General features: G+C 66.3%; 16 protein-coding genes. 6 read left to right on the top strand and 10 right to left on the bottom strand.

Annotated elements, in window-relative coordinates; all coding sequences use genetic code 11:
* Window positions 1-146 precede the first annotated feature (146 nt).
* On the top strand, window positions 147-1,940 hold the full coding sequence (locus tag Q0Q02_RS05200; protein WP_293807507.1) for a cation:proton antiporter: 1,794 nt from the start codon (window positions 147-149) through the stop codon (window positions 1,938-1,940).
* Here the strand turns inward: Q0Q02_RS05200 and Q0Q02_RS05195 are convergent.
* On the bottom strand, window positions 1,876-2,988 hold the full coding sequence (locus Q0Q02_RS05195) for a glycosyltransferase family 1 protein (RefSeq protein ID WP_293807506.1): 1,113 nt from the start codon (window positions 2,986-2,988) through the stop codon (window positions 1,876-1,878). The genes Q0Q02_RS05200 and Q0Q02_RS05195 overlap by 65 nt on opposite strands.
* Window positions 2,988-3,818, bottom strand: a complete 831-nt coding sequence (locus Q0Q02_RS05190; protein WP_293807505.1) for a UDP-2,3-diacylglucosamine diphosphatase — start codon at window positions 3,816-3,818, stop codon at window positions 2,988-2,990. Before Q0Q02_RS05190 ends, Q0Q02_RS05195 begins: the two co-directional genes overlap by 1 nt.
* Before the next feature lie 128 nt (window positions 3,819-3,946).
* Between Q0Q02_RS05190 and Q0Q02_RS05185 the strand changes: the two genes are divergently transcribed.
* From Q0Q02_RS05185 to Q0Q02_RS05175, 3 genes are all read left to right on the top strand, one after another.
* Window positions 3,947-4,726 (top strand): SDR family oxidoreductase, encoded by a 780-nt coding sequence (locus Q0Q02_RS05185; protein ID WP_293807504.1) that lies wholly within the window; start codon window positions 3,947-3,949, stop codon window positions 4,724-4,726.
* A 221-nt stretch (window positions 4,727-4,947) separates the two neighbouring features.
* A complete protein-coding gene (locus Q0Q02_RS05180) occupies window positions 4,948-5,871 on the top strand; it encodes a DMT family transporter (RefSeq protein ID WP_293807503.1) in 924 nt (307 codons plus the stop codon).
* 99 nt (window positions 5,872-5,970) lie between these two features.
* Window positions 5,971-6,591, top strand: a complete 621-nt coding sequence (locus tag Q0Q02_RS05175; protein WP_293807502.1) for an XRE family transcriptional regulator — start codon at window positions 5,971-5,973, stop codon at window positions 6,589-6,591.
* On the opposite strand, the gene Q0Q02_RS05170 is transcribed toward Q0Q02_RS05175, so the two are convergent.
* The 7 genes from Q0Q02_RS05170 to lysM form a co-directional block, all read right to left on the bottom strand.
* A complete protein-coding gene (locus tag Q0Q02_RS05170) occupies window positions 6,569-7,201 on the bottom strand; it encodes an HAD-IA family hydrolase (RefSeq protein WP_293807501.1) in 633 nt (210 codons plus the stop codon). The genes Q0Q02_RS05175 and Q0Q02_RS05170 overlap by 23 nt on opposite strands.
* A gap of 18 nt (window positions 7,202-7,219) precedes the next feature.
* On the bottom strand, window positions 7,220-8,161 hold the full coding sequence (locus Q0Q02_RS05165; protein WP_293807500.1) for a cytochrome c: 942 nt from the start codon (window positions 8,159-8,161) through the stop codon (window positions 7,220-7,222).
* 289 nt (window positions 8,162-8,450) lie between these two features.
* The gene (locus Q0Q02_RS05160; protein ID WP_293807499.1) at window positions 8,451-8,882 is read right to left on the bottom strand and encodes a cytochrome c; all 432 of its coding nucleotides are present in this window, start codon (window positions 8,880-8,882) and stop codon (window positions 8,451-8,453) included.
* Between the two features lie 132 nt (window positions 8,883-9,014).
* Entirely contained in the window at window positions 9,015-11,324 is a 2,310-nt protein-coding gene (locus tag Q0Q02_RS05155; protein WP_293807498.1) for a xanthine dehydrogenase family protein molybdopterin-binding subunit, read from the bottom strand.
* 236 nt (window positions 11,325-11,560) lie between these two features.
* The gene (locus Q0Q02_RS05150) at window positions 11,561-12,520 is read right to left on the bottom strand and encodes a YiiG family protein (protein ID WP_293807497.1); all 960 of its coding nucleotides are present in this window, start codon (window positions 12,518-12,520) and stop codon (window positions 11,561-11,563) included.
* 49 nt (window positions 12,521-12,569) lie between these two features.
* Complete coding sequence (locus tag Q0Q02_RS05145) at window positions 12,570-12,887, bottom strand: rhodanese-like domain-containing protein (protein WP_293807496.1); 318 nt, start codon at window positions 12,885-12,887, stop codon at window positions 12,570-12,572.
* 147 nt (window positions 12,888-13,034) lie between these two features.
* A complete protein-coding gene (gene lysM / locus Q0Q02_RS05140) occupies window positions 13,035-13,475 on the bottom strand; it encodes a peptidoglycan-binding protein LysM (protein ID WP_199091732.1) in 441 nt (146 codons plus the stop codon).
* A 179-nt stretch (window positions 13,476-13,654) separates the two neighbouring features.
* On the opposite strand from lysM, the gene Q0Q02_RS05135 reads away from it, so the two are divergent.
* A complete protein-coding gene (locus Q0Q02_RS05135; protein WP_293807495.1) occupies window positions 13,655-14,083 on the top strand; it encodes a heme-binding protein in 429 nt (142 codons plus the stop codon).
* Between the two features lie 158 nt (window positions 14,084-14,241).
* Window positions 14,242-15,303, top strand: coding sequence for an NAD(P)/FAD-dependent oxidoreductase (locus tag Q0Q02_RS05130; protein WP_293807494.1), 1,062 nt, complete (start codon window positions 14,242-14,244; stop codon window positions 15,301-15,303).
* Window positions 15,304-15,439: 136 nt separating this feature from the next.
* On the opposite strand, the gene Q0Q02_RS05125 is transcribed toward Q0Q02_RS05130, so the two are convergent.
* Window positions 15,440-17,935, bottom strand: a complete 2,496-nt coding sequence (locus Q0Q02_RS05125; RefSeq protein WP_293807493.1) for a hypothetical protein — start codon at window positions 17,933-17,935, stop codon at window positions 15,440-15,442.
* Between the last annotated feature and the right edge of the window lie 351 nt (window positions 17,936-18,286).

Raw genomic sequence — 18,286 nt, 5'->3', positions numbered from 1 at the left:
GCGGCACCTGAGCGCCCGTGCCTAAAGGCTCGCGCCGCAAGGCGAATTTTGGTCGACCACAGCGATTCCAAGGTTGTGCTGCGCCGCCGCAAACCGCAAGAATTGCCAACGCATCCCGCAAGCCCTCGAATCGCAAGGTCAGCCCTTTGGCCGGAACAGTCGACCCTTCCGTCTACAAGGACGCTGTCGTCGTGCTCGCGACGGCGGGCGTGGTCGTGCCGCTGGCCAAGAGCCTCAAGGTCAATTCGATCATCGCCTTCATCGCCTGCGGCGCTTTGCTCGGCCCGTTCGGCCTCGGTGGCCTGGTCTCCAAGATTCCGCTGCTGAGCACGATCACCGTCTCGAACGCCGAGGCGCTGGCCCGCCCCGCTGATCTTGGCGTCGCCTTCCTGCTCTTCGTCATCGGGCTGGAACTGTCCTTCGAGCGCCTGATGACGATGAAGCGCCTCGTCTTCGGGCTCGGCCTCGGACAGGTCGGGCTTTGCGCCGCATCGATCGGGCTTTTCGCCTATGCGCTCGGCCAGCCGGCGGCGGCGGCGCTGATCATCGGCTTCGGCCTCGCCCTGTCCTCCACGGCGATGGTCGTCGAATTGCTGGCGGCGAAGAAGCGGATGACCACCTCGGCCGGCCGCTCCAGCTTCGCGATCCTGCTCTGCCAGGACCTGGCTGTCATCCCGCTGCTGTTCCTGATCGGCGTGCTCGATGCGCAGAACGGCTCGGGCTCGCTGCTCGCCGGCCTGACGCAGGCCTTCATCCAGGCATTCGTCGCCATAGCGATCATCGTCGTCATCGGCCGGCTGGCGCTGCGCCCCCTGTTCCGGCTCGTCGCCTCGACCGATTCGACCGAGAGCTTCATGGCGGCGACGCTCTTGACTGCGCTCGGCACCGGGTTGATCGCAGCCGCGGCCGGCCTCTCCATGGGCCTGGGCGCCTTCATCGCCGGACTGCTGCTCGCCGAGACCGAGTTCCGCCGCGCCATCGAGGTCACGATCGACCCGTTCAAGTCGCTGCTGATCGGCGTCTTCTTCCTCACCGTCGGCATGGGCGTGAACCCGGCCGATATCGCGGCCCATCCCTTCGCGATCATCGGCGGTGCGGTCGGTCTGGTGCTGGTCAAGGGCGCCATCATCTTCGTTCTCGCTCGCCGCTTTCGGCTGGCGACGGCGACCGCGCTTGAAACCGCGATCCTGGTCGCGCCGGGCGGCGAATTCGCCTTCGTGCTGCTCAATGCCGCGACCGGCGCCAAGCTCATAGATCACAGCGCCAACAGCATCGTCCTGACTGCGGTCTCGCTCACCATGGTCGCGTTGCCGCTGCTGGCCAGGATCGCCCGCTACCTGGCCCAGAAGCTCGCCACGCCCGTCATACTACCCGACGAGGCCACCGTCCTGCCGCCCGGCGATCACACGCCGCGCGCCATCGTCGTCGGCGGCGGGCGCGTCGGTCGCCTCGTAGGCTCGATGCTGGACGAGCACGGGAAGTCACATATCGTCATCGATTCCGACGCTTCGCTGATCACCGCACAGCGCCGCGCCGGACGCCCCGCCTATTACGGCGATGCGACCAAGCCCGAATTCCTGCGGCTCTGCGGCCTGGAGGAAGCGACGGCGCTGATCGTGACGATCGACAATTCCCGCGCCGTCGATGCCATCGTTCTCGCCGCGCGCTCGCTGCGCCCCGACATCGTGATCGTCGCCCGCGCCCGCGACGCGACCCATGCCCGCCATCTCTACGAGATCGGCGTCAACGATGCGGTGCCGGAAACCATCGAGGCCAGCCTGCAATTGTCGGAAGCGGCCCTGGTCGGGCTCGGCGTACCAATGGGCCTCGTCATCGCTTCGGTCCACGAGCGGCGCGACGGCTTCCGCGCCCAGCTCAAGCCGTCAGGCGCCGCGGCAGCCCGCGCCCTTCCCCGCCACGCCCGTTCGCGAAGGCTGTAAGCGTATCGGCGGCCGGAGCCTCCGGCTCGCGCGGGAAATAGCCGGCCTCGTGCGCCACGCGCCGGATATGGCCGTAGAACTGCGCCGCGCTCGCCGTCCAGCTATGATGCGCAGCAAGTTCCAGGCAGGTCTCGCGCGGCACCCTGAGCGCCTGCATCGCCGCGCTGCGCAGATCCTCGTCCAGCACCGCCGCCCCGCTGCCGGCAAAGACGTCACGCGGCCCCTGCACCGGGAAGGCGGCGACCGGCAACCCGCTCGCCGCAGCTTCGAGCAAAACGATACCGAAGGTGTCGGTCAGGCTCGGAAAGACGAAGACATCCGAGGAGGCATAGATGCCGGCCAGTTCCTCGCCTTCTTTCAGGCCGAGGAATCGGGCTTCGGGAAAGCTGCGTTTGAGATCGGCGCGCGCCGGCCCGTCCCCCACCACGACTTTGCTGCCCGGCAGCTTGAGCGACAGGAAGGCCTCGACATTCTTCTCGACCGCGACGCGCCCGACATAGAGGAAGACCGGGCGCGGCAGGTCGAGCAGGCTTTGCGAGCGTGGATGGAACAGGCCGAGATCGACGCCCCTCCCCCAGCGCACCAGATTCCCGAAGCCGTGCTGGCGCAGCTCCTCCTCCACCGTCGCCGTCGAGACCATCACGGCCGCGGCAGGCCCATGGAAACGGCGCAGCAGCCGGTAGCTCCAGCTTTCGGGGATCGGCCAGCGCGCCGCGATATATTGCGGGAAGCGCGTATGATAGCTCGTGGTGAACGGCCGCTTCTGGGCGAGACAAACCGCCCGCGTCAGCCAGCCGATCGGCCCCTCGGTAGCGATATGGATATGGTCCGGCGCGAAATCGGCGATGCGCTCGGCCAGCGCCCGCCGCGTCGCCAAGGCAAGGCGGATATCGGGATAGCTCGGCAGGCCGACCTGGTGGAAACCTTCCGGTGTCAGCGCCTGCGCCGTGATCCCAAATCCTGGAGCCGCCGCGATCATCTGCTCCAGCGAGCGCACGACGCCATTGACCTGAGGGCACCAGGCATCGGTCGCGACCAGCACGCGCATCACGCGGCCTCGATCAGGTCCCGGACCGGGGCCGGCCGCGCCGGCACTGTCACCGGCACGGAAGGCGTCGTCTTCATCCGCCCCTGCGGCCAGCGGATCAGCTCGAAACGCCCATCCTCGTGCTCGACGAAGGCGGTGCAGCTTTCGACCCAATCGCCGGTATTGATATAGGTCAGCCCCTCGATCTCGCGATGGGCGGCATGGTGGATATGGCCGCAGATCACGCCGTCGGCCTTGTGGCGGCGCGCCTCGGCGGCGAGGCAGGTCTCGAACTCGCCGATATAGTTCACCGCATTCTTGACCTTGGCCTTGGCCCAGGCCGAAAGCGACCAGTGTGGCAGCCTGAGCACGCGGCGAACCCGGTTGATCGCCATGTTGAGCACGAGCGCGACCGTGTAGGCCCAATCGCCGAGCAGCGCGAGCCATTTGGCGTTGCGCACAACGAGGTCGAACAGGTCGCCATGGATGACGAGCATGCGCTTGCCGTCGGCGGTCTCGTGGACGATCTCGTCGACCAGCGTAATGCCGCCGAACTGCAGGCCCGTGAAGTCGCGCAGGAAATCGTCGTGGTTCCCGGTGACGTAGATCAGCTTCGAGCCCTTGCGCACCTTGCGCAGCAGCTTCTGGATCACGTCGTTATGAGTCTGCGGGAAATACCAGCCGCTCTTCAGCCGCCAGCCATCGATGATGTCGCCGACGAGATAGATCTGCGGCGCATCATAGGCGCGCAGGAACTCCAGCACGAGATCGGCCTGGGCCCCACGGGTGCCCAGATGCAGATCCGAAATGAAGATGCTGCGGACCCGCTTGGTATCGTCCTCGTCGCTCATGCCGGAAAGCCCCTGCTGCTGCGATGCGAGGGCCGTGTGTCTGATTTGCGTTGCGCTTTGATGACGGCGCGGCCAATCCATGATCTGGGTAGAGGCCTCGAATGCCTCCACGCTGATCGGAGAACGCCATGGATCTGGGAATTGCCGGCCGCACGGCCATCGTCTGCGCTTCCAGCAAGGGGCTGGGCCGCGGCTGCGCCGAGGCGCTGGCGCAGGCCGGCTGCACCGTCGTCATCAACGGCCGCGACGCCAAGACGCTGGAAGCGACCGCCGCTGCGATCCGCGCCGCGACCGGCGCAACCGTGGTTGCCGTCGTAGCCGACGTCTCGACCAAGGCCGGCCAGGACGCGCTTCTGGCAGCCGCGCCGAACCCCGACATCCTCGTCAACAACAATGGCGGCCCGCCGCCCAAGCCCTTCCGCCAGGTGACGCGCGAAGGCCTGCTCGAAGGCGTCGTCCAGAACATGGCGACCCCACTGGAGCTGGTGCAGCGCGTCATCGACGGCATGGTCGAGCGCGGCTTCGGCCGGATCATCAACATCACCTCGGCGAGCGTGGTGACCCCGCTGACCGGTCTCGACGTCTCCTCGGCCGCCCGCGCCGGCCTCACCGCCTTCCTTTCGGGCGTCGCCCGCGAGGTCGCCCATGCCAATGTCACCATCAACAACATCCTGCCCGGCGTCTTCGACACCGACCGGATCAAGGTCGCGACCACCAAGGCTGCGGAGATGCAGGGCATCAGCATGGACGAGGCCGTGAAGCGCAGGCTCGCAGCGGTTCCTGCCGGCCGCCTCGGCACGCCCGACGAATTCGGCAAGCTCTGCGCCTTCGTCGCCAGCGCCCATGCCGGCTACCTCACCGGCCAGAACTTCCTGATCGACGGCGGCGCCTTCCGCGGCACGTTCTGACGCCCGTCACCGTCATTGCGAGCGCAGCGAAGCAATCCAGGGGCGGCAGAGCCCTACGCCCCCTGGATTGCTTCGTCGCTTCGCTCCTCGCAATGACGGCTTGGTTTCCCTCGCCCACCGCCTAGCCGAGTTGCAGAGTTCACGCTTCGCTTCCCGGATTCGACATGATCTAAAGAGGAACGGTTTCGCCCGAAACCGTCCCAGTTCTTCGGCCGCGCGCTTTGTCCCCTCTCCTCGGCATCACCCTCAAGCTGATCTCGGCGCTGGCCTTCACGCTGATGTCGGCGGGGATCAAGTCGATCTCCACGCGCTATCCGACCGGCGAAATCGTCTTCATCCGCTCCTTCTTCGCGATGATCCCGCTGCTCATCTGGCTGGTATGGCGCGCCGAGCTGCCAGCCGCTCTGAAGACCAGCAACCTGCGCGGCCATCTCAAGCGCGGCATCATGGGCTCGACCGGCATGTTCTGCGGCTTCGCGGCGTTGCAGTTCCTGCCGCTCTCGGAAGCCGTCGCGATCGGCTATGCCGCGCCGCTCGCCGTGGTGGTGCTGGCCGCACTCGTGCTCAAGGAACGGGTCCGCATCTATCGCTGGAGCGCGGTGACGATCGGCTTCGTCGGCGTGCTCATCATGCTGTCGCCGCATCTGGGCGCCGGCACCCATCCTGTCGGCGGCAATGCCGCGGTTGGCGCTGCGCTGGGCCTGGCCGGCGCCTTCTGCTCGGCCTTCGCCTCTGTCGAGGTGCGGCTCCTGACCGCGACGGAGCGGACAGGCGCCATCGTCTTCTACTTCATGCTGCTGACCAGCCTGCTCGGCCTCACGACCATCCTGCTCGGCTGGCACATCCCCGATCTCAAGGATGCGGTGATGATGGTGATGATCGGCATCCTCGGTGGTCTCGGCCAGATCCTGATCGTCCAGGCCTATCGCTATGGCGACGCCTCGCTGATCGCGCCCTTCGAATATTCGACCATGCTCTGGGCCGTCGCGATCGGCTGGTTCTGGTTCGGCGAATGGCCGGCCGTGTCGATCCTGATCGGCGCGACCATCGTCATCGTCTCGGGCATCTATGTGATCCTGCGCGAGCGCCAGCTCGGCCTCGCCCGCCGCGAGCAGCGCGAGGTCGGCCCCAGCCGCATGACCTGACGGCCCGAGAACCGAAAGCTCTGCGTCAGGCACAGTTCGCTTGTTCAAACGATCGTCCGCCGTTACAAACGGCATCACAGTCGAAAAGGGGCCGGACGGATGGGAATCGAGACCAAGGAGCGCGGCGGGCGGGAGCTTGAATCCGGAGCTCAGGTCATCTCGGGCCAGCTCGGCAAGACCATCCAGCGCCTGCGCAAGGCCTATAATTTCTCGCTCTCCGACCTCGCCGAGCAGTCCGGCGTCGCCAAGTCGATCATCAGCCAGATCGAGCGCAACGAGACCAATCCGACGCTGGCGACGATCTGGCGGCTGTCGCAGGCCCTCGACATCTCGATCGAGCGCGTGCTCTCCAGCGGCGAGGAAGAGCCCTTCATCGACAAGACCACCCGCGCCGACACCCCGATCCTCGTCTCCGAGGACGGCAAGCTGCGCCTCGCCATCGTCGGCTGGATCAAGACGGTGGAATGGCTGCAATGGTACGAGGTCAGCGCCGAGCCCGGCGGCGAGCTCGATTCCGAGGGCCACCAGCGCGGCTCGATCGAATCGCTCTCGGTGACTTCGGGCGAGTTCGAGGTCGAGGTCGGCGACATCGTCCAGCGCGCCAAGGCGGGTGAGACGCTGCGCTATCGCTGCGACCGCCGCCATGTCGTGCGCTGCGTCGGCAGCGAGCCCGGCACCGCCCTGATGGTCTGCATCCTCAAGGCGGCGGTGATGGAATAGGTGGGCGCCCGGCCGCTTCGATGATCAGCGCCACAAGCGGCCGTGTGCCGTCCCAGAGGGCAGCACTCCACCCTTCCCCGCGCGCCGCGTCGACATTGGCCTGCTTGTCGTCGATGAAGAAGATCTCTTCGGGAGATAAGCCGCTCCGCGCCGCGACGGCGCGGTAGAAGGCTCCGTCCGGCTTGGCGCAGCCGAGCTCGGCTGCGTAGTGCATACCGTCGAAATGCCGTTTCAGCGCGAGCTCGTCCCAGATGTAACGGGCGCGCTCATGCTCCTGCACGGTTGCGAGATGCAGCTTCACGCCGCCGGCCCGGATCGGCGCGAGCTGCGCCAGCAGGCCCTGGTCGAGATGGGCATCGTTCGCGAACCAGTAGCGGATCAACCTGTCAGCGCTCAGTCCCGGCGCGATCTCTGCCAGCACCGGCGCGAGGCGCTCGCGCAAGCCAGCTCGCCCCAGAATGATGTCCGGCCAATGCGGCGCGAAGAACGCCGACTGCAACAGCGCCGGCGACAGGCCGAGATCGCGCTCGAGATGCGCCGACCAGCCTTGCGGGTCTGGATGCACGATCACAACGCCATCGACGTCGACCATCAGGGCCTTGAAACACATGTAACGTCGCTCGACGTTTCAGGGCGCCTTGGTCTGCGGCCGCGCCGGCCCTTCGATCGCCGGCAGCGACTTCAGGTACTCCGCCATCGCCATGCGGTCCGCCTCGGGCAATTGCGCGATATTGCGCACGACCGAAGCCATCGAGCCGCCGACGCTGTCGAAGCTGGGGGTGAAGCCGGTCTTCAGGAGCTCGGCGATCTCCTCCTTCGACCATTTGGCCAGCCCCTTCTCGGACTGGGTGATGTTCGGCACCCAGCCCTTGCCTTCGGGATCCGGCCCGCCGGCGAAGCGGGTCGAGGGAATGATGGCGCCAAGCGCATTGCGGGCGGAATGGCACTCGGCGCAATGGCCAGGGCCGTTGACGAGATAGGCGCCGCGGTTCCAGGCCTCGCTCTTCGTCGGATCCGGCCGGAAGGATGCGCCTTCGAAGAACAGCAGCTTCCAGCCGCCAACGACCCGGCGGATATTGAAGGGGAAGCGCAGATCATGCGGCGCGGCCTTGCCCTCGACCGGCGGCAACGTGCGGATATAGGCGAAGAGATCGGCGAGCGCCTTCGGCGGCATCAGCCGATAGGAGGTATAGGGGAAGGACGGGTAGAGATGCTGCCCGGAGGGTGAGACGCCCGCCGCCATCGCGTCGACGAAATCCTGTACGCCCCAATTGCCGATGCCGTCGCGCGTATGCGGCGAGATGTTCGGCGCATGAAAGGTGCCGAAGGGCGATTCCAGCGCAAGGCCGCCGCCGAGCCTGAGCTTGTCGTCCTGCCCCGGCGTCGCGTGGCAGGAGGTGCAGCCGCCCGCCGAGAACAGCAGCTTGCCGTTCTCGACGTCCGCCGCCGGCAGAGCCCCGATCTCGGGCGAGGGCGAGACCAGGCGCGGATCGGTGAGCCCATAGAAGCCAGCGAACCCCACCACCGCCAGAAGAACGAGGGTCACGAAAAGGCGGCGCAGCAACAGCATCGAGGTCTCCCGTCAGCAGATCCACAGATTTGACGGGCCAGCCTCGCATCGGCAACCCTGAAAACGCAGCAGTTCCAGACTGCGTTTTAGCCTCCAGCAAGCCGCACCGTCATTCTCGGGCGAAGCGAAGCGCAGACCAAGAATGACGGGCCAGAGGAGGGCCCCGAGCCTCCGCGTCTTGAGATGCTCGGGTCAAGCCCGAGCATGACGGCGGAGGAAATGCCAAGGTTCTCGCAAAAAACGGGCGGCCATCGCTGGCGCCCGCTTTCCGAACCGACCGCGAAGCCGATCACTTCTTGATGCGATAAGCCTCGTGGCAGGTGCCGCAATTCTTGGTCGCCGCGCCGAAGGCGGTGCGGAAACCGTCAAGATTCGCAACGCCCGCGCCCGCGCCCGCGTCGGCCTCGAACTTGACGAAAGCGGCCTTAAACCCGGCCTGATCCTCCCAGATCTTCGGAGCGGCTGTGGTCTCGCCGCCGGCCTTGGAGGAATCGGGGAACAGGGTCGGCATCTTCTTGGCCGCGTCGGCATAGGTCTTGAAGACCGCCTGCGCCTTCGTGGCATCGAAAGCGGCATCGCCCTTGGCCATGGCCGCGCCCTCACGCGTCGCGGCGCCGACTGCCTTCATCGTCTGCTGGCGCTCAGCAATCGGGTTCGACTGCGCCATCACGGCGGTAAGGCCTAGCCCGAGGCCGGCAAGAACGAGAGCAGTGCGGATCATTCAGTTTCCCTCATAGACAAGCCCGCGCCATCCGGCGCTGTTTTGAACGTTTCCAGATCAAACGATGATCACGCGCCAAGCCAAGTCGCTTTTGCGTGAACGGGCTTGCGATATCGCAAGCCCGTTCTTGCATCAAAGCCGATAACCAGCCTCCTTCAGCGCCGTGAAGACCTTGAGCGGCGTCGCCGGCATGTCCATGGCCTTGATACCGGCGGCCCGGTCGAGTGCATCGACCACCGCATTCATCACCGCCGGGCAGGCCCCGATCGCACCCGCTTCGCCCGCCCCCTTCACGCCGATGGCATTGGTCAGGCAACGGACATTGCGCGTCTCGAAATGGAAGTTCGGGACGTCGACGGCGCGCGGCATGGCATAGTCCATGAAGGTCGCGGTCAGCATCTGCCCGTCCGGGTCGAAGCGGATCTCCTCCATCAGCGCCTGGCCGATACCTTGGGCCGAGCCGCCATGGACCTGGCCCTGCAGCATCAGCGGGTTCAGCGTCACGCCGAAATCGTCGACCACGACATAGTTGAGGATCTCCGTGCCACCGGTGCCCGGGTCGATCTCCAGCTCGCAGACATGGGTGCCGTTCGGATAGGTCGCCTCCGGCGGGGTCCAGCTCTGATGGACCTTGAGCATGGCCGGCGTCGCGCCCGGCAGCGCCGCGATGGCCGCGAGATCGAGCGACTTGTCGGTACCGACGATCCTGACCGAACCATCGGCGATCTCGAGATCGCCCACCGCCGCCTCGAGCTTCTCGGAGGCGAGCTGCTTGAGATTGTCGGTGAGAATCCCCGTCGCCTTGTCGAGCGCCGCGCCGCCGACCGGAATCGAGCGCGAGCCGCCGGTGCCGGAGCCGGTCTCGACCCGGTCGGTATCGCCCTGCACGACGCGGATGCGGTCCATCGGGATGTCGAGGTGCTGCGAGACGAGCTGCGAATAGGCGGTCTCGTGCCCTTGCCCGTTCGACTGCGTCCCGATCAGCACGGTGACGGTGCCATCCTTCTCCAGGATCACGGTCGAGCTCTCCGGCCCGCCGCCGCCGCAGGCCTCGATATAGCTGGCCATGCCGATGCCGCGGATCTTGCCGGCCTTGGCGGAGGCCTTCTGGCGAGCCTTGAAGCCCTTCCAGTCGGCCACATCCATGGCGCGGCGCATATGGCCCTCGAACTCGCCGGAATCGTAGACAGGCCCGGTCTGGGTCTTGTGCGGCATTTCCGACGGCTTGACGAAGTTCTGCGCACGCACCGCGTCGGGCGCCTTGCCGGTCTCGCGCGCGATGGCATCGACCAGCCGCTCGATCAGATAGGCCGCTTCGGGCCGGCCCGCGCCGCGATAGGCATCGACCGGCGTGGTGTGGGTCAGCACGCCTCGGAAGACGACATGCACGGCCGGGATATTGTAGCAGCCCGGCGTCATCGTCGTGCCGACCCAGGGGATGAAGGGCCCATATTGCGAGAGATAGGCGCCCATCTCGGCCGAGAGATCGACCTTGAGGCCGATGAACCTGCCCTTGGCGTCGAGCGCCATCGTCGCCGTCGCGAGATTGGCGCGGCCATGCGTGTCGGCAAGGAAATGCTCGTTGCGGTCGGCGACCCAGCGCACCGGCCGCTTCAGCTTCTCGGCCGCGATCATCGCCAGCGGATATTCGCGATAGAGGAAGATCTTGGTGCCGAAGCCGCCGCCGACATCCGGCGTCACCACGCGGATGCGCTTGGGATCGACCTTGAGCACATAGGTCGCGATCAGGTCGCGCATGCCGTGGCTGCCCTGGCTACCCAAAGTCAGGGTCCAGCGCTTCTCGGCCTTGTCATACTCGGCGATGCAGGCGCGCGTCTCCATGTAGTTGGAGGCGAGCCGGTTGTTGACGACGGTCACCGAGACGGTGCGCGCCGCCTTGGCGAAGGCCTTCTCGGTCTTCCCGCGGTCGCCCTGCTCGGCCTCGAAGGCAACATTGCGCTTCCGGTCGGGCCAGACCTGCGGCGCGCTGGCGTCCAGCGCCTCGGCGATGCCGGTCACGGCCGGCAGCGGGTCCCAGTCGATTGCGATCGCCTCCGCCGCATCGCGCGCCTGCGCCAGCGTCTCCGCGACGATGAAGGCGACCGCCTCGCCGACATGGCGGACGGTGTCGGTCGGCAGCACCGGGACCGGGAGAGACTTGGACATCTCGCCGGTGATCGTCTTCACATGCCCCTTGCAGGGCAGGTCGCCATATTGGGAAACATCCGCGCCGGTCAGGATGAGCTTGACGCCCTTCATCTTGCGGGCGGTCTCGACATCGGCGACGGCGAAGCGGGCATGCGCGTAAGGGGAGCGCAGCACGAAGGCGTGCAAGGCACCATCAGGGGCTATGTCGTCCGTATAGCGGCCGGTGCCGGTCGTCAGGCGCTGATCCTCGACCCGCCGCACAGGCTGGCCGAAACCGAATTTCATGTGACGCATGAGGCATATCCTCAGTTAGGTCTAGGGCGCATTCCAATCCGGAGCCGTCATTGCGAGGAGCGTAGCGACGAAGCAATCCAGGGGGCGTAGAGCTCTGCCGCCCCTGGATTGCTTCGCTGCGCTCGCAATGACGATTCCGTTCAATCAAGAAATTCTCTCGTGAAAGACTGGAGCATAAACCGCGCCACGTCAGCCCTGGCACACCACGCGCCAGGACTGCGTCGCACGCATCGAACTCAGCGCGACATGCGGACGGCCGTCTCCGAGAGCGAGACCATGGTGTTGTAGTTGTTGACGATCCAGTTGGCGTCGTTCGCCGCGCCGCGCCGGACATCGCCCTTGCTCTTGGCAAGCTTCTCGCTGAAATCGCGCAGCTTGCCGAGCCAGGAACTGGCCTGGCTCTCGATGAAGGGCACGCCCTTCGGCTCCTTGTCCTTGAACGCATCCATCTCGCGGACCGCGCCGGCATAATCGGCGATCGCCGCGTTGAAGGATTTGAGATCGACGATCGGGCTCTCGTTGCTCGGCATCAGGTCCATGACGGCGCGCGCATTGATCATGATGTTGCGCACCTGCCAGCGGGCGGACTTGCCCTCGCGCTGTTCGACCGAGGCGAGCTCCCGCTGGTCGAGCCCGCGCTTGTAGACGCGCATCAGCGCATCGAGCTTGGAGCGCTCCTCCAGGAAGGTCTTGGCCGCCGGCACCATCAGCGCATGCAGCTTCTGGCCCTCGGCAAGATTGTCGTCGCGATAGTCCTTGCGGTCGTAATAGCGCTCGGCCCTGGTGATCAGCGGCGCCAGTTCCTGATAGGCCTTGATATAGCGGCCCATGGTCTCGTCGATCGCCGGCAGCTTCGGCTCGCGCGCCATCGCCTCCTCGGCCTTCTTGATCTCGCTGTTGACGTCATAGAGGCTGTAGAGCCCGTAGGTGATGTAGCGCTCCTTGCCGGTCGGCCCCTTCTTCATGTCGACCCAGCTGCCATAGCGTTCCCAGGACTGGATCGCCCGCAGCGTGCGGTTCATCAGCCCGGTATAGGCGTTCGACTTGGTGATCGCGGCCTGAAGGTCGTCATCGGCGGCCTTGCTCGCGCTGCCGGCAGGCACCGTTGCCGCGCCTTGCGCCCAGCCGGCCCCGGGAGCGGTCAGAAGCAGCGCGGTAGCGCAGGCGGCGCCGAGGAAGAAAGCTCGGGTCAGCATGATCTTATCCTTAGTCATGAGCGGCGTGGCGCGCATGAGGCCTAAGGCCTCAATCCTGCGCGACCGGCTCGCCGTGCATCAGCCAGTCCTTGAAGCCGCCGGCATAGTGGCTGTCGATGTCGAGTCCCGCCGACTGCGCGAATTCGAGCGCGCGCCGCGAGCGCACGCCCGCCGCGCAGGATAGCACGATGCGCTTGCCCGGCTCGTTCGGCAGGTCGGCGGGATCGAATTGCGAGAGAGGGCGCGAGACGGAGCCCGGAATATGCCCGGCAGCGAATTCATGCGGTTCCCGGACATCGACGAGCAGGATGGAGCCGTCGCCCAACCCCGTCTTGATGGCATCGATATCGAGGTCGTTCACGATCATGGGCAGGCCACTCCAGCTCGGTCAGGCGAGCCGTTGAGATAGGGCGGCGGTCCCGCAAGCACCACCTGTCGGCGAGGCTCGGGATGCCAAAAATCAAAAGGCAGCCGCGAAGCCCTGAGGCCGCGGCTGCCCGGTCGCGGAAAGGCCTCAGGCCTTCGGCGGAATGCGCAGGACCCAGCCCGGCTGGATCAGGTCGGGATTCTTGACCGGCGGCGTATTGGCCTTGACGATCTCGGTGTATTTCGCGCCCTGGCCCTTGCCGTAATGCTCCTCGGCGATCTTCCAGAGCGTGTCGCCCTTCTTCACCGTGTAGAATACGGCGGCCGGAGCCTCCTTGGTCACGGCGAGTTCCGATTCGACCTGCGCCACGCCCGTGGTGTTGCCGAGCGCGAGGATGATCTTTTCGGCCTCTTCCGTCGAAACGGCCTTGCCGGACACCTTCACCTTGTCGCCGTCGATCTGGATATTGACGTCGGAAGGCAGGCCGTGCCCCGCGAGTTCCTTCTGAAGATCGTCGGCGGTCGCCGCCTTGGCCGAGCCGCCGAAGATCTTGGCGCCGGCATCCTTGATGAAACTGAACAGACCCATTGAGTAAACCTCCTCGTGTCGCTGCGCTATCAAGCCCTGTCGGGCGGCCCTATGCAAGTCGCAGTGGAAAAGGTGTTTTGCTTGCCGGCTACCGCCCTTTCCGCGCAGGTCCGCCCGGACGGCCTTTCCCGCGCGGCCTGCGGCTGGCAAGAACGTCCGGAAAGAAACCGGAGTTCCCCATGCTGACCCTCGCCCAGGCCCAGACCATCCTCCAGACCGCGCTCAGCCATGCCGAGGCCAACGGTTTCAAGCCGCTCGCCATCGCCCTCCTCGACGCGCGCGGCGCGCAGAAGGCCTTCGCCGCTCAGGACGGCACCAGCCTGAAGCGTGGCGAGATCGCGCTGGGCAAGGCGCATGGCGCGGTGGCGCTCGGCCTCGGCTCGCGCGCGATCCACAAGATGGCGTTGGACCGGCCCTATTTCGTGGAGGCCGCGACCCATGCTGTCGGCGGTTCGCTCGTGCCTGTCCCCGGCGGCGTGCTGATCCGTTCGCCCGAGGGCGCGCTGCTCGGCGCTGTCGGCATCTCCGGCGATACCTCCGACAATGACGAGGCCGCCGCCTGTGCCGGCATCGCTGCCGCTGGGCTCAAGGCCGATACCGGAGCCTGATTCCACTACGGCGATCGGAGAAAAGAGAAGGCCCTTCCCCTGCCCCCGGTCGCCCCGCTGATTCCACACTTTCCACTTGCCAACCGGCTTTCGAAGCCTCATGTCCTCCGCGCGAGTTCGTTAAATCGGACAGTTTGGACCGGCTCGAAGGTAGAAACATGAGCGACACGGCTGCTGCCAACGAAAACGAAGTCATCACCACCGACGTCGTCATCATCGGCGCAGGGCCCTGCGGCCTCTTCGCCGTCTTCGAGCTCGGCCTGCTCGATATCCGTGCGCATCTCGTCGACATCCTGCCGAAGGTCGGCGGGCAATGCGCGGAGCTCTATCCGGAGAAGCCGATCTACGACATCCCCGGCTTCCCGCTGGTCACCGGCCAGGCGCTGGTCGACAACCTGCTGGAGCAGGTCAAGCCGTTCGGCCCCACCTTCCATCTCAACCAGATGATCGAGGCGGTCGAGCCGACCGGCACGACTGATGCCCCGCGCTTCCGCGTCACCACGGATGCCGGCACCGTCTTCGACACCAAGACCGTGATCATCGCGGCCGGCGGCGGTTCCTTCCAGCCGAAGAAGCCGCCGATCCCCGGCATCGAGGCCTATGAGGCCGGCTCGGTCTTCTATGCCGTGCGCAAGATGGAGGCCTTCCGCGGCCGCAACATCCTGATCGTCGGCGGCGGCGATTCCGCCCTCGACTGGACGCTGAATCTCCAGCCGATCGCCAACCGCGTCACACTGATGCATCGCCGCGACGATTTCCGCGCCGCCCCCCATTCGGTCGAGCAGATGCGGGCCCTCGTCGCCGAGGGCAAGATGGACATGAAGCTCGGCCAGATCACCGGCCTGAAGGGCGAGAACGGCAAGCTCGAGGCGGTCGTCTGTCGTGGCACCGACAACGAGCCCTTCGACATCGCCTGCGATACGCTGCTGCCCTTCTTCGGGCTGACCATGAAGCTCGGCCCGATCGCCGACTGGGGCCTGAACCTCCACGAGAACCTGATCCCGGTCGACACCGAGAAGTTCGAGACCAGCGTGCCCGGCATCTTCGCCGTCGGCGACATCAACACCTATCCGGGCAAACTCAAGCTCATCCTATCGGGCTTCCACGAGGCCGCCCTCTGCGCCCAGAAGGTCCACCGCTATGTCTATCCGGAGAAGCGGCTGACCTTCCAGTACACGACCTCCTCCAGCAGCCTGCAGAAGAAGCTCGGCGTCGCCTGAGCGAGGCTTTCTCGGGCGATTGCCCGGTAGCGGCTGTCATGAAGCCTGTCATCCCGTGCGCGCTGCGGCATGCAATGCTGCTGCGCAGACACGGGACCGCGCGCCGCTTGATTGAAAGCCGCGGCCCTCGCCGCGCTCAATGCGCGATCGGGTCGCCGGGAATATGCACGGCGGCCGTGCCGTTGCGCGCGGGCTGAATCTGGCTCGGACCGAGCCCCAGCGAATTGCGCACGCTCAAGGAAGGCCCCGGCAACATCGGCATCTCGCCCGGCGCGGTGACGATCTGCGGCCCGCTCAGCTTGGGCGCCGGCGGCAGCGTATCCTCCGGCTCCTGCGGCTCGATGCGCGCCTTGAGCTCGGCGATCGCTCCCCAGAGCGGCTGGAAGCTGAAGCGCACCTTATGCGTGCCGGCCGGCACCTGCACGGCGCGGAACAGCACATTGGCCCGCAGGATCTCGGTCTCGACCCCATCGAGCTCGGCCTTCCACCAGGGATGCCAGATGTCGTTGAGCACGACGAAGCCGGCGACGGGGGTCGTGACCTCGATCTCGACCTCGGCATTGCGATAGCGCGTGAGCTTGACGTCGGCCTGCGCCGCAACCGGCCCTTCCGGCATCGCGACCGGCGGCTCGGTGTCGAGCAGCACGGCCTGGGTCGGGTCCGTCTCCGGCCAGCGGCCCGAGAGCTTCATGCTCTCGAAATCGGCGAACTGCCAGCCGCCGACGAACTGCACGCGCGGCAGCGCCCGCGGGTTCTCGTAGACATAGCCCTGCTTGGTCCGGGCGATCAGCTGGAGATCGCCCTCGCTCAGGGCATGGTCGACCTGCTCGATCGGAACCGGCGAGGCGATGTAACGCAGGCCCAGCAGGTTCGCGAGCCGGCAGCGATAGGACGGGAAGAGCGGCGTGAACTTGCGGTCGGCCGGCTTAGCGATGCCGTCGCCGGTGCCGACGGCCTCCGAAAAGTCCTCCAGCCGCAGCGGATTGTAGCCCAGCGTATGGTCGAAGCCGTGGACCATGCCGGCATTCGGCCATTCGAAGCCCATGCCGAGCAATTCGACGCGGTCGCGCCGCGGCGAGCCCTCGGGCTGCGAGGTCAACTGCTTCAGCAGCGCGATGGTGTCGTTCTTCGTGCGGGCGTCCAGCACGTCGTACATCTGCGGCGACAGCGCGGTGGATTCGTTCGGGCCATTGTTGACGCCGAGATCGGCGGCGACCACGCCGGTGACCAGAACCGCGGCAGCCGCGGTACCGAGCGCACCACGCCAGCGCTGCAAAGCGAAGAACGCAGCTCCGGCAACCGCAAACCAGACCAGCGCCATCGCGACCGGCTTCCAGGCAGCGGCGAGATGGCCCCAGTCACGCGAAATTCCGAGCGCGAGCACGATGGCCCCGAGAACCAGTCCCGCGCCGATCAGCAGGTCGCGACGGAAGGAGATCCCCGCCTCCGCCGTCAGGATACGGTGCAGGACATAGCCCGAAAGGATCGCCGCCAGACCGCCGATCAGGAAGGTCGCGTCGGCCGGCCGGCGGAACTGCTTCACGCCGGGCAGGTACTCATAGGTCAGGTGGAACAGCGGCGTATAGCGACCGAGCGCAAACAGCACCATGAAGGCGAGCATCAGCGTCAGCGGGCGAACTGATTTGTCCCAAAGCCAGCCGCGCGTCAGGCCGGGCGCCAGCAGCAGCAGGAACGGCAGCGCGCCGAAATAAATCTGCGCCATGTTCTGCGAGAGATAGAGCACCTGCGCATTGCCATAGGGACCCCAGAACTCGACGGCCGGATCCTTGGCGCCGTAGAGATCGCCGACCACGGCGGAGAGCAGCGACATCGGATGGAGCGAGCCGCGCGCGGCGATGGCGAAATCGATCTCGGGCCGCGTCGTCGCCTCGGCGAAGAGCCAGGTCCAGATCAATGGCATGGCGATGACCGCGAGGCCGACGACGCTTGCGGCCGTGATCGGCAGCAGGCTCGCCTTGAAGGCCGGCCATCCGCCGGAAATCCAGTGCGCCACCACCATGGCAACAAGGACATAGCCGGCAAGCAGCGCGACCTGGTCCGGCTCCAGCACCATCATGCCTGCGGCAAGACCGGCGAAGACGCCGGAGAGAATGGACGAACGCTGCAGCATCCGCGCCGTCAGCCAGAAGGCGATGGCGAAGAAGGCGAAGCTGGCGATCTGGCCGACATGCTGGACCCGCCAGGCCGCCGAGGCGCCGAAGGCGAAGACCAGGGCCGCCATCAGCCCGCCTGCGGGATGCCAGTCGCGATCACGGAAGAACAGGATCAGCGCCAAGCCACCGGCGAGAAGATGCGCCAGCACATAGGCGTCGACCTCGCGGAAGCTCGGCTCCGGCGAAATCAGCGCGAGCAGGATCGCGGGCGAGAAGATCAGCGATTGCGGGTCGGCGATCTGCGGCGAGCCGGCAAAGACGTTGTGGTTCCAGAAGGGCGACTGGCCGGTATGGATCGCGTTGGCGAGGAACTGCACCTGCGCCTGGAAATGCGCCTTGGCGTCGAACGGAATCGTCACCGCCCCCGAAAGCCAGGGCCAGCACAGGATGCCCCATGCCACGACGAAACCGATGGCCGCCAGCAGGTAGCCGGCGCCCCTTGCATCAACGCGTTTCAACTGGACCCCCACGGTCCTCGGCACGAACGGTCCCGCTTTGGGATCCTGTCTCCAGCCCTGTCAGTGGCCGGACCATGACGCTGCGTACCTGAACCGAATCTGAACGTGTTCACGCCCTCGTGAACGAGACCGGGGACAAGCTGAAGAAAGCGGAAATGGGTGGCGTGAAGGACGCCGCCACCCTTCCCTTCTCCCCTTGCGGGAGAAGGTGGCCCGCAGGGCCGGATGAGGGGTCGCTCAGGTCCGAATCGTGATTGCGAGCGTAGCGAAGCAATCGAGGGGGACTGGGTGAGACGTTCGACCCGGCCCCCTGGATTGCTTCGTCGCTTCGCTCCTCGCAATGACGGGAAA

Source organism: uncultured Allobosea sp., from assembly GCF_945956895.1.
GTDB lineage: Bacteria > Pseudomonadota > Alphaproteobacteria > Rhizobiales > Beijerinckiaceae > Allobosea.
Note: the sequence above shows the minus strand (reverse complement) of the source record. Positions and strands in the feature narration are given on the sequence as shown.

Bases quoted from the DNA above. Each gene is read 5' to 3' on its own strand.
- Q0Q02_RS05145 (WP_293807496.1), bottom strand. From the start codon at position 12,887: ATGATCGTGAACGACCTCGATATCGATGCCATCAAGACGGGGTTGGGC.
- Q0Q02_RS05155 (WP_293807498.1), bottom strand. From the start codon at position 11,324: ATGCGTCACATGAAATTCGGTTTCGGCCAGCCTGTGCGGCGGGTCGAG.
- Q0Q02_RS05185 (WP_293807504.1), top strand. From the start codon at position 3,947: ATGGATCTGGGAATTGCCGGCCGCACGGCCATCGTCTGCGCTTCCAGC.
- Q0Q02_RS05130 (WP_293807494.1), top strand. From the start codon at position 14,242: ATGAGCGACACGGCTGCTGCCAACGAAAACGAAGTCATCACCACCGAC.
- Q0Q02_RS05150 (WP_293807497.1), bottom strand. From the start codon at position 12,520: ATGCTGACCCGAGCTTTCTTCCTCGGCGCCGCCTGCGCTACCGCGCTG.
- lysM (WP_199091732.1), bottom strand. From the start codon at position 13,475: ATGGGTCTGTTCAGTTTCATCAAGGATGCCGGCGCCAAGATCTTCGGC.
- Q0Q02_RS05165 (WP_293807500.1), bottom strand. From the start codon at position 8,161: ATGCTGTTGCTGCGCCGCCTTTTCGTGACCCTCGTTCTTCTGGCGGTG.
- Q0Q02_RS05160 (WP_293807499.1), bottom strand. From the start codon at position 8,882: ATGATCCGCACTGCTCTCGTTCTTGCCGGCCTCGGGCTAGGCCTTACC.
- Q0Q02_RS05135 (WP_293807495.1), top strand. From the start codon at position 13,655: ATGCTGACCCTCGCCCAGGCCCAGACCATCCTCCAGACCGCGCTCAGC.
- Q0Q02_RS05170 (WP_293807501.1), bottom strand. From the start codon at position 7,201: ATGTGTTTCAAGGCCCTGATGGTCGACGTCGATGGCGTTGTGATCGTG.
- Q0Q02_RS05190 (WP_293807505.1), bottom strand. From the start codon at position 3,818: ATGAGCGACGAGGACGATACCAAGCGGGTCCGCAGCATCTTCATTTCG.
- Q0Q02_RS05195 (WP_293807506.1), bottom strand. From the start codon at position 2,988: ATGCGCGTGCTGGTCGCGACCGATGCCTGGTGCCCTCAGGTCAATGGC.
- Q0Q02_RS05175 (WP_293807502.1), top strand. From the start codon at position 5,971: ATGGGAATCGAGACCAAGGAGCGCGGCGGGCGGGAGCTTGAATCCGGA.